Raw genomic sequence first — 11,410 nt, 5'->3', positions numbered from 1 at the left:
TTCTTTCGTAAACTATAGACTACACCGCTATCATTCATATCAGCACCTCCAATCAACTGCAATTATACACTATTATTATAAACGACTAAAAAACACAACTAAAAACTTCGATTCCAGTCACCACGAGTGGGAAACAATACATAAATATTAAGTAATAAAAAAGTAAGTTATTTAATCTTGCCCTGTATTTAGTGCGTGATATACTGTGTGTACTATGGTTGGATATAGAAAGAGATATAGCATTTTATTAAAGCCTATAGCAATGGTCTTGGTATGCCTATTTTACGCCAGCACAGTCGTTTTGGCTGATTCAGACATCCTCGCTCCTCTTGCCGGCAATCCAAAAGTCTACAAAGAAATGCACAATTTGATGGAAGAACGACTTGCCTCACATCAAGAACCTATCGATGAATTCATAAAGCAAAATTCCGGCAGAGCCAAAAGTCTCTCGGCTATCCCATATCTTGAAGAAGAATTTATGCGCTCTATAAATGCTTGTGGCGCTAATAGTATGCTCACTAGGCTTAAAACAACCCTTGCTTCCGCTGGCGGGAAGGTTCAAATAATATTCGTAAAAAATGAAAATGAACTGCCGATATTTGATGGACAAAAAGCATGGGGCCACGCAGGCACCTATGTTACCGTGTTCGCCTTAGAAAGTGAAAAAGATTCAAAAGAAGGAAGGAAGAAAATAATCGGCCGCTTACTTCATGAAATAAGGGCGCGGTCAACAAGGGCGAAGGAATTATTTGATGAGGAATTTAAAGGGCAAAAATTAACTACCGAGGAAGAAATAATCGCTTTTATAATATCGATGCGAGAAAGATTTGAAAAAGACAATCTCCAAATACAGCAACAAATAGAACAGAGCAATAATATCACAAACCAATCTTTAGCTAACGAATTTGCAAGCCTTACTTTTGCCATGCATCCAGATGTAATGAATAGAGATTATGCGATGGCACAAGAACCACAAAATACGGGGAGTCTTGCTCTTGAATTAGAGGAGCTCATTGCACATAAAACATCGAGCGATCTTTGGCGGCTAGCATTGAAAGATGGAAAAACGCATCCGGATTACAAGGATATTCTCGATATTTTGATTAAAGAATTATCCAACGATTTTGTATTCACGGAAGCTGAAATATCTGAAACAAGAAGAGAAGCCGAGGCATTAAAAGCTATTTCATCAGATGTAATATGGGGAATTCTTAGAAACAGGCTACATTTGGGTAATAGAAGACTAATAAGAAGGCGTAGCCAAGAAGACATTCAGCCAGAAAAATACGTTATTGCGCTGGGCATTCTTTTTAAAGAAGGCAGGGAATCGCCAAAGGCAAAGCCTTTCATTGAAAATATTATTCAGGGTATTTTCCGTGATAGTAATTTTGAAAATAATTTAATGTTAACAAAACCCAGCCAGTCTTATCGCATAAGGGGAGATCGATCAACCGCATCTTGGCCTATGGCTTATCTTTACAAAAGCAATGATTCAATATTCGCCAAGACTACAAGGCTAGGAGAGGGCAGATTAGTAGAATCACAAGCCCCGGGAGCCAAAGAAAAAATAGATAAAGCGCTTGGTATTATTGAGTGGTGGGTAGCCAAGAGAAAAGCCGATGGATTGACAGATGAGCTAAATACTTTCGTTGATAAGATCGGGTGGCTTAAAAGCCTGATTACTATAGTGGAAGTCGATTCTCCTATGCCGATTCTATTTGTAGATAGTCAAAATCAAGTCGCACGTCCCATCGGCATTGGTCGCTCACGATTAGTGGTGTATATTCCAAAACTCTTTTTGCAGGATTTTGATCTAGATAGTCCAGAGGATATGAATGAATTAGCAGCTAATTTGCTCCATAGACTAGAATGGAATTATAAGAACTATGTATTAATGGAAGAGAAAAAAGACGAGGCGACCATCCATGCTATCCTTGGAAATCATTCACAGCAATTTACTCAAACAAATAGATATGGACTTATAGCTCCTGAAAAAATCCGGAAAAGATTATCTCGTTTAGTTAGTTTATCCTTGGCCGTAGAATCAATGACGCTTATGCCTAAAATCCTCGATTTATATTCAGAAATTCAAAAAGATATATATACGATGGAAAGAAATTATCCTGATGTTTATACTCCTACGGTAGCAATAAGAGATAGCAGAATGCCATTACGAGAAATCGAAAAGAAGCTCAGGCTATTAGGTGGTTATTTTGATATCTTAGGAGCTCAAGATGTTTCAAATGTATTTTTTGCGGAAAGCGTAAACTGTATCCGACTCATTCAAAAGAATGACAGTGGCGTATTACCGGTTGGCTTACAATGGGACTTGGTAATATCAGATTTGAGGGAAGGAAATACAGATAAGTTTTTAGAAAATCTTAGAATGTTTTTGACAGGCGAAAACTTTCCAATAAGTCCCGAATTAAGTCAAACTGGCGCACAAGAGCAGCTTGAGTTTTTAAAAATTAGTGCCATGTTTGTCATTGGAGATTTTCGAAGAGAGATTGATAGGGTTTTTCGATCGCTACTATCCATTGAGAGTGACGAAGCAAAAAGATCAGTGATTCGCGACGCCCATTCAAAAGCAATTGCTTTAATCGATGCCTTTGAAAAGAAGCAGCAAGGTGTCCGTCCAGCGAAGGAAAGGAATGCTGAAATCCTGGGCCTAGACCTTGCCAAAGTTGAAGAGCTAACCAAGAAAAATGCAAAAACGAATTATGGAGCAACTGTTGTGGCTGGACATCCTATAACTGGGACATCTGGAAACATTCTTACGAGGTGGAGAGAAGAGATCCTCGCTGTTACTAACGGTAAATTTAGAATTAATAGCGATTTTTCGCATGCGACTGTGGGAGCTATGTTAAGGTCTCAAGATCAGCCTGTTAAGGAAGAGAATTTGTCAAAGGTTGATTTTGAAAAAGTTATTCAGGCCATTGAAATGGCTCAAGGTTACAAAATACATTTTAAGAAAGTTGCCTTTAGTGATGGATGCGAAGGTAACATCATTTTAGTAGGGGAGGTAGAAGGAGGCGGGTTAAGTCATCTTCAAAAGTCTTTCATGGAAGCAGGATTTGATCTGAAGTGGAAAGTTCCGGAAGCAGGAAAGGCCGCTAAAGTATTTGTTACCTTGGGGCAAATTAATGTGAATACGCTATCGGCTCTTAATGAAGAAGAAACGCAAAATCTGAAGCAATGGGTGAAAGAACATTCCGAGATAAAAGAACCAATGATCTTTGAGGTGAATGAGGTCAGACTCGCGCTTTACACCCAACGAATGTTGGAATTTACGGTTGCGCCAGATATTCATTTTGTATTGGGTAGCAAGTCCTCTATAAGTAAAGACGAACTTAAACAAGCAATTCTTAATGCGTTCAATCATCATAGCCGATTTGAAAATCTTAAGCAATGTAGCTGGTATGGAATCTTGACAGACATTGATTACTCGCTGACAGATGAAAACCGAATTGTTCCTGATGAGGCAATATCAAATATAGCAAAAAAATTGAAAGGACGGGTTCGCATTGGATTTACCACCTCCCGTGCTTATGAAATTAATCCAAGTCTTAGAAGATTTAATGCTTCAGGGAAGCAAGTCGGTGGTGCCAGAGATGTAAAAGAAGTGGTCGATAGAATTCGAGCAGCCTTAGGAGTTGACCAATGGGCCTTGAATTATATAGATGTTTTCCCCGAAGATTCTAGTTATGGATTTAATGTAGGCAACCCAAACATTATTTATGATTTTGGTGCTTCATCTCCAGTTGGATCGGCAGAATCTCAGCAGGCTTTTTATCAAACTATTTTCCCGATATTAAATGATTACTATCGAGATAAATATCAGGTGCGTTATCAAGATCTTGCTGCTATTATCTTCAAGTCGCGAACAATAACAGTTCAGATCCCACGTGCTAATGAAGTAGGATTAGACAAGGTCTTTATATCCCATTTGGAATCGCAGATTTTATCTTTCTTTACGTCTAGAAAAATTGAAGTAGAATTTTCTTGGTCGGGCGAGAGCATTGAAATTAAGCCAAAAGGTGCTAATAAGGGCCTCTCTATTCAAAAATTTGGTGAATTACTGGAAGGAAAGCCTTTCATTACGCTAGATGACCAAGGTCAAACAGGTGGAAATGGTGAAATACTGATTAATCGCGAAGGAGGAATTTCGTTGGACCGATTTGATACTGATAATCCACATGTGGTTGCTGCATCTTTGCTCTCAGGACAAAAAGGCGTAGGTGCGTGGTTGTTTGCGGTTAATCAATTAAAATTTTTAGCTTCTAATGAAAGTGCGCGTTTAACACCGCAAACCAGGTCTCGCGAAAAATTGCCTTCCGAGGTGATGGAAAAACTTGCTACAGCGATGCCAGTAATGAAAAAAACAATGCTAGATGTAGGAATGATTATAAATAAGTGGCGTGTTCAAGCTAACGTCAAGGTTAAATATAAGCCTGGGCAAGAATCTGCCAATCAATCAGTTGTTACTGAAGCTGATTTTGAAGTCCAGACTTATATTTTAGATCAATTAGAGAAACAATTAGGCTTCCCTTTTCGAGTTATAGCAGAGGAAACCGAAGGAAATTTAGGGAAAAGAATTGAAAGTATTAATCAAAGAAATCATAATTCACCATTTGAGATAGTTATTGATCCTATCGATGGTACCCGTCAGTTTATTAATCCTGCCAGTAATTATTTTGGGAGTGTCCTTTCATTAATATATCATGGTGATGTGATTGCAGCATTTTTTATTGCTCCAGAACAAGTTATTAGTGGTAAGAAAGGCGCTATCTTTGAGGCTTCTGAATTAGAGAACGGGTTCTTTGTTTCTGAAATTCGAGAAGGAGCCGCTTTTAATAGGAAACAAATAAGCTTTGATCAATCCGAAAATAATTTTAATGGGCGCACGGTGCTAGTCTATAGAGACATTACTGGATCGTTGAATATTGAAGGCTTGAAGTTAGATCGTATTGGTAAGTCATCAGGTATGGCCTTATCTATGGTTGCAATGGGAGGAAGAGAAAATCCAATGGCTTATGTTGATGCAAAACGTCCTATCTGGGATGTTTCAGCAGGTGCTTATTTTGTTGAAAAATCAGGAGGAGTAGCTGTTAAAATTAACGGGGAAAATATATTACCTTTCAGATCGGAAACTTTAAAAGATAACCAAGTTTTAGAAATAGTTGCTGGGCATCCAAAAGTCGTAGGACAGCTTTTACCCGGTACGCAATCATTAGCCACGGCCGTAAGAAAAGCCGTAGAAATACTTCCACAGGAGTGGCATGAGAATAATTCAAAAGTTGCCGATTTTGTCGCGGAGTTATTGCACCTTCTACAAATAGAGAATGTTATTGAGCAAGACAAGGCAACATTCATTTTTTCGGAACAAGTTACATTTGACAATGGATTAGGAGTGCTCCTACCAAAGCTGGTAAAATCCGGCATGAGAGTCGCTGTAATAGCTACCAATGATAGGCAAAGGGCATTAATAGATGAGTTAAATCAAGGTAAGCCAGAGAATGAAAGAATATTCTACGCTGACACAATCGCTGATATAAGAACTAAGGTTCATACGGCAAGATACTATTATTTCAAGGTCAACGGTGACCCTGTTACTGACTTACAAGGCGTTACTACTTTCGACATAACTGAAATAGTTAAAAAGATAATAGATGCTCTCGGCAAAGTTTGCGGTATAGTCGAGCGTGAAAGAATTGAACTTCTCCACGAAGCGGCACATAAGTTTGCAGAAGCCGCATAATTTCTTATTGTTCTGAAAAAGACATAAATGTCCGGCCTTACAAGCCGGACATTTTTTAAGCACACATGCATGTCCGGGTAGCTCTCTAAAATAAACCTCTCTTACTTTTCTCTTGACTTAAAGCAATTTTGTAATACAATATGTATATACAAATGAAACAACTTCAATGGAATACTCTTAAGAGCGAAAGACTGAAACGAACGCGAGGCGTTTCGTTTGAAGAAATTATCGCTTCTAAGCTAATTGATATACGTAAGCATTCCACAAAGGAAAATCAAAAGATACTTATTTATCAGCACAAAGGCTATTTATGGGCTGTGCCGTATGTTACAGAAGGAGAAACAATATTTTTAAAAACAATATATCCAAGTAGAAAATTAATGAAACTTTACAAGAAGGGGAGGCATTATGAGAAAGATTAAATTAACCAGAGAAGAGCAGGCCATCGAAGATAGTCTTGAGCATTTTGTTCCGGTAGAGAAGCAAGAATATGAGCAGATCATTAATGCTATAGCCGCAAGGAAGAAGGACGCGGTTTTAAACATCCGTGTAAATAGTCATGACCTTGTGAATATCAAACATAAAGCACGGCAATTGGGTATTAGATATCAGACGTTTATATCCGAAGTCATCCATCGGATCGCTCAGGCGAACTAGTGGGCCTCTCCAAAACAAGCTTTTGTCACTTAGCGTATTATATAAAGGCATAAATCAGCCCCTCAACAAAAACAAGAAATCCCGAAGTGAAATTCGGGATTTTTTGTTCCATATACTCTTGTAATAAATTCCCTTAAATGATAAAATAGCCGTCAATAAGGACATATTTATGACGGCATTTGTAGCATCTTTCATGCTTGTGCTTTTGGCGGAGATGGGCGACAAGACACAGCTTCTTGCGATGGCCTTCGCTGCCAAATACAGTATACAAAAAGTACTCATCGCGATATTTCTGGCAACCCTTCTGTGTAATGCGATAGCGGTTATTGCCGGCCAGATCCTGATCACGATCGTGCCTATAAAAGTCATCTCCCTTATCGCGGCGCTATCTTTCATAATATTCGGGCTATGGACTCTTAAGAAAGATAAAATTAAGGATGAGGATAAGAAGCGTTCCGGTCTTGGGCCGATTGCTACGGTCGGGATAGCCTTCCTTCTTGCCGAGATGGGTGACAAAACACAGCTTGCAACTATGAGTCTTTCAATCAAGTATAGAGATATGTTTAGTGTATTGATGGGAGCGACACTCGCGATGTTAGCCGCAAATATTATAGGAATAATCGTTGGTTCAGTGATGCGTAAACATGTGCCTGAAAAAGCTATTAAATGGTTTTCCGCGATAGTTTTTATATTGTTCGGCATTATCAGCGCGTACAGAGTCTTAATCCAGGAAGGCGCTTAATATGAGTATCGAAACAAAATTCTACAATATAACTTATCAGGAAGCAGCCGAAGTATTAAAAAGTAACTTTAGCGCAGGCCTTAGCGTCGCTGAAGCCAAGAAACGCTTATCTGATTTCGGCCCTAACCAGCTTCTTGAAAAAAAAGGCGTAGGGCCTTTTGCTATATTTTTAGAGCAATTTCAGGATTTCATCATCTGGATACTGATAGGGGCGGCCTTGGTTTCCGGATTTCTTCAGGAATGGGTAGACGCTTTTGCTATAGTAGCCATAGTCATATTGAATGCCATACTCGGCTTTATTCAGGAGTATCGCGCTGAAAAATCGTTGGCCGCGCTGAAAAAACTGTCGAGCCCTTCCTCTAAAGTCATTCGCGATGGTCAGCATGGCGTTATCCCTTCTTCAGAGCTGGTTTCCGGCGACCTTATAGAATTAGAAGCCGGGGACAGTGTTCCCGCGGACAGCCGTCTTATGTGGGCGACGGCCAATTTCAGCGTACAGGAAGCAAGCCTTACCGGAGAATCCACCCCTGTAGTAAAAACGATACATGTTTTAAATGAAAAGGAAGTACCGCTTGGCGATAGAGCCAATATGGTATATATGGGAACCTCGATATCGTCCGGCAAGGCAAGGGCGCTGGTTGCTTATACGGGCATGCGTACAGAATTGGGTAAGATAGCGGGCATGGTGCAGGGTGCCGCGCGGGAGACAACACCATTACAGAAAAAACTGGAAGAGTTTGGCAAGTGGATAGTGTTTTTATGCTTCGCGCTTGTTGGTTTTGTATTCCTGCTGGAATGGCTGCGCGGCGGCAAAATAATAGATGTATTTTTAACTGCTGTGAGCTTGGCCGTAGCGGCGATACCGGAAGGATTGCCGGCGGTGGTAACAATAGCGCTTGCGATGGGTGTCCACAGGATGGTTAAAAGACACGCTCTTATCAGAAAACTGCCCTCGGTAGAGACCTTAGGCTGTGCCACGGTAATATGTTCAGATAAGACGGGCACTCTTACAAAAAATGAGATGACCGTGCAAAAAGCATACACGCTTGGGAAACTGTTCGATATAACAGGCATAGGGTATGAGCCCAAAGGTAATATCATTTTTGACAAAAGAGAAGTGAAGATCTCTGAATATCGTGAATTGGAAATGTTACTGCGTTGTGGAGTGCTTTGTAACGGAGCCTCGCTTAATCAAAGCGAAGGCACATATAAAATTGTGGGCGATCCTACCGAAGGAGCGCTTTTAACCGCCGCGGCCAAGGCCGATATGTGGAAAGAGCGTCTTGAAAAAGAATTTTCCTTTGTTGATGAGATCCCATTTGATTCTGAACGCAAAAAAATGACGATGATCCGCAAGTCAGGCGGCGGGCTGGCCGCTTTTGTTAAAGGTGCTCCCGATATATTATTGGATGATTGTGCCGGTATAGAAGAGAACGGATTGTCCAGAAGGCTGACAGAACAGGATAAGACTATCATTCGTAATATGAATAATGAGCTGGCGAGCCAGGCGATGCGCGTGCTTGCGGTAGGTTACAGAAAATTGGACGGTATTCCGGATAAATTTGACTCACAAAGCATAGAGAGCGGCCTTACATTTGTCGGCCTCTTCGCTATGATAGATCCCCCGCGCGATGAAGTAAAAAAAGCCATACATGAATGTAAGACAGCGGGAATAAAGGCAGTGATGATAACAGGCGATCATAAAAATACAGCGGTCGCTATCGCAAAACAACTTGGGATCTTTGACGAAAGGCCCATAGCTTTAAGCGGCGAGGAGCTCGACAAATTAAGTGACGACGCTCTATATGAAAAAGTGAAGAGCATCTCTGTTTATGCCCGCGTATCTTCGGAGCATAAGCTAAGAGTTGTGCGCGCCTGGCGCAGGCACGGCGATATTGTCGCGATGACAGGAGACGGTGTTAATGACGCGCCGGCCGTCAAAGAAGCGGATATAGGCGTTGCGATGGGCATAACAGGAACAGATGTTACCAAAGAAGTCTCCGATATGGTAGTGACGGATGATAATTTTGCTTCGATAGTTTCGGCTGTCGAAGAGGGCAGGGGCATCTATGATAATATAAAAAAGTTTATCCATTATCTTCTTTCCTGTAACGCGGGTGAGATACTTGTGATGTTTACAGCTTCTATTATCGGTCTTCCGGTACCGCTATTACCTATACATATATTATGGGTAAATCTTGTTACCGACGGCCTTCCTGCTTTGGCGCTGGGGGTAGATCCGGTCGATCCAAAGATAATGCAGAAGCCTCCGCGCAAGAGCACCGAGGCTGTAGTTACCAAAGAGAAGGCGGTTTTGATATTGGGCCAGGGTTCGTTCATTGCATTTTGCAGTTTAGCCGCGTTTGCTTTTGTGTTGTTTATAGAAAAAGGGAGCATAGAGCGCTCAAGGACCGCGGCATTCATAGTGTTGTCCTGCAGTCAGTTATTCCATTCTTTTAATTGTAGAAGTATGACGGTCTCCATTTTTAAACTGGGGGTTTTTACAAACAAGAAACTTATATTGGCGGCATTTATCTCATTCCTGCTGCAGATGGCGGCAGTCTATGTGCCTATCTTGCAGAAGGTATTTAAGACGGAACCGCTGGGGCTGTTGGACTGGACCCTTGTCATAGTTATTTCATCATTTCCATTATGGGCAATGGAGATATGGAAATTTGCTATGGATAAAAATCATGAAACATCTTACAAATAAATTATTCAAAATAAAATCTCTTACTTCAATATTAGCCGAGACGCATGACCCTAAGACGAGGCTAAAGAGGGCTCTTAGCGCTTTTGATCTCGTACTGTTGGGCATGGGCGCTATAATAGGCGCGGGTATCTTCGCGACCGTCGGAACGGCGGCCGCAGGAGACGCGTTGCGGCCGGGCGCCGGGCCGGCGCTAATATTATCATTTGGCATTACGGCTATAGCGTGCACGTTTGCCGCGCTCTGCTACGCGGAATTGGCCGCGCTGGTTCCGATATCCGGAAGCGCATATACATATTCTTACGCCACATTTGGAGAGTTAGTGGCGTGGATAATAGGCTGGGATCTGATGATTGAGTATGGCGTCGGGGCAATAGCTGTCGCTATAAGTTGGTCGGGATATTTTGTCGGATTCTTAAAAGGTTTTGGCATTATACTGCCGGCGTGGTCTACGATAGATTTTAGGACAGCGTTAAAGGGTTTCGAAAAGGCATCGGCTCTGTTATGTCAGGGGGTGCCTTTTGAACAACTGGACCCCGGGCTACAGCGCACATGGCAGGCTGTGCATAACGCGCCCATATTTTTAGGAGTGCCCGTCATTTGCAACATACCGGCCTTCCTGATAGTAATATCACTTATGGCGCTTTTAGTCAGAGGCATCAAGGAGAGCTCCAGATTTAACGAGATCATAGTAGCGGTCAAGCTTATCGTCTTGGCATTTTTTGTTCTTGTAGGAGTGTTCTACGTAAAACCTCAAAATTGGATCCCATTTGCCCCTAACGGTTTTGCTGGGATAAAAGCGGGCGCGGCTATAGTATTCTTCGCGTACATAGGATTCGACGCGGTATCGACCGCGGCCGAGGAGACGAAAAATCCGAAACGCGACCTACCTATAGGTATTATTGGATCTCTGCTCGTTTGTACGGTAATCTATATGATCGTCGCGGGCGTATTTACAGGGTTAATACCGTTTAATACATTGAAAGATACACTGGCACACGAAAAGGCCGAGCCGCTTACGCTTGCTATGCAGCATATAAAATTAAATTGGGCGGCAGGCATCATAGCGTTCGGATCTGTCGCGGCGCATATAGCGGTATTGCTGGTACTGCTTATGGGCCAGGCAAGAATATTCTTTTCGATGTCGCGCGACGGGCTTTTGCCCAAGGTCTTTTCTCATGTCCATCCGAAATTCAAGACACCGCATGTCACGACGATGCTCACCGGCGCTGTAGTGGCGTGCTTTGCCGCGTTTACCAATATTGAGGAGATGGTCGATCTTACAAATATAGGGACGCTTTTTGCGTTTACCTTGGTCTGTTTTGGAGTTATAATATTGCGGGTAAAAGAGCCCCACAAGCACCGCGCGTTTAAAGTTCCGCTAAATCCTATTACGCCGTTATTGGGTGTTGCCGCGTGTATATTTCTTATGACGGGATTGCCGGGTGTGACATGGATCAGGTTTATTATATGGCTTATTGTGGGGTTGATAGTATATTTCACTTACGGTATAAGAAATAGTGAGCTTCATAAATCATAAAGT

General features: G+C 41.7%; 5 protein-coding genes. All 5 read left to right on the top strand.

The genetic code is table 11. The annotated features are described in order from the left end of the window. Positions 1–214: 214 nt before the first annotated feature. The 5 genes from Q8R38_06935 to Q8R38_06915 all read left to right on the top strand — a co-directional run bounded on the left by Q8R38_06935 (position 215) and on the right by Q8R38_06915 (position 11,407). Positions 215–5,758 (top strand): inositol monophosphatase family protein, encoded by a 5,544-nt coding sequence (locus Q8R38_06935; GenBank protein MDP3791758.1) that lies wholly within the window; start codon positions 215–217, stop codon positions 5,756–5,758. A gap of 408 nt (positions 5,759–6,166) precedes the next feature. Continuing rightward, complete coding sequence (locus tag Q8R38_06930) at positions 6,167–6,415, top strand: antitoxin (protein ID MDP3791757.1); 249 nt, start codon at positions 6,167–6,169, stop codon at positions 6,413–6,415. A gap of 169 nt (positions 6,416–6,584) precedes the next feature. After that, a complete protein-coding gene (locus Q8R38_06925; protein MDP3791756.1) occupies positions 6,585–7,157 on the top strand; it encodes a TMEM165/GDT1 family protein in 573 nt (190 codons plus the stop codon). 1 nt (position 7,158) lies between these two features. Beyond that, positions 7,159–9,870: a calcium-translocating P-type ATPase, SERCA-type gene (locus Q8R38_06920; GenBank protein ID MDP3791755.1), complete on the top strand. Its 2,712-nt coding sequence runs from the start codon at positions 7,159–7,161 to the stop codon at positions 9,868–9,870. Further along, a complete protein-coding gene (locus tag Q8R38_06915) occupies positions 9,851–11,407 on the top strand; it encodes an amino acid permease (GenBank protein ID MDP3791754.1) in 1,557 nt (518 codons plus the stop codon). The genes Q8R38_06920 and Q8R38_06915 overlap by 20 nt, the downstream gene beginning before the upstream one ends. The last annotated feature ends 3 nt before the right edge of the window (positions 11,408–11,410 follow it).

The sequence above is a fragment of the Candidatus Omnitrophota bacterium genome (genome assembly GCA_030695905.1).
In the GTDB taxonomy this organism is placed as follows: domain Bacteria; phylum Omnitrophota; class Gorgyraeia; order 2-01-FULL-45-10; family 2-01-FULL-45-10; genus CAZHPY01.
This window is presented reverse-complemented; position numbering and strand designations above follow the sequence as displayed.

Excerpts from the sequence above, each read along its gene's own strand:
- Q8R38_06935 (MDP3791758.1), top strand. The coding sequence starts at position 215 with ATGGTTGGATATAGAAAGAGATATAGCATTTTATTAAAGCCTATAGCA.
- Q8R38_06930 (MDP3791757.1), top strand. The coding sequence starts at position 6,167 with ATGAGAAAGATTAAATTAACCAGAGAAGAGCAGGCCATCGAAGATAGT.
- Q8R38_06920 (MDP3791755.1), top strand. The coding sequence starts at position 7,159 with ATGAGTATCGAAACAAAATTCTACAATATAACTTATCAGGAAGCAGCC.
- Q8R38_06925 (MDP3791756.1), top strand. The coding sequence starts at position 6,585 with ATGACGGCATTTGTAGCATCTTTCATGCTTGTGCTTTTGGCGGAGATG.
- Q8R38_06915 (MDP3791754.1), top strand. The coding sequence starts at position 9,851 with ATGAAACATCTTACAAATAAATTATTCAAAATAAAATCTCTTACTTCA.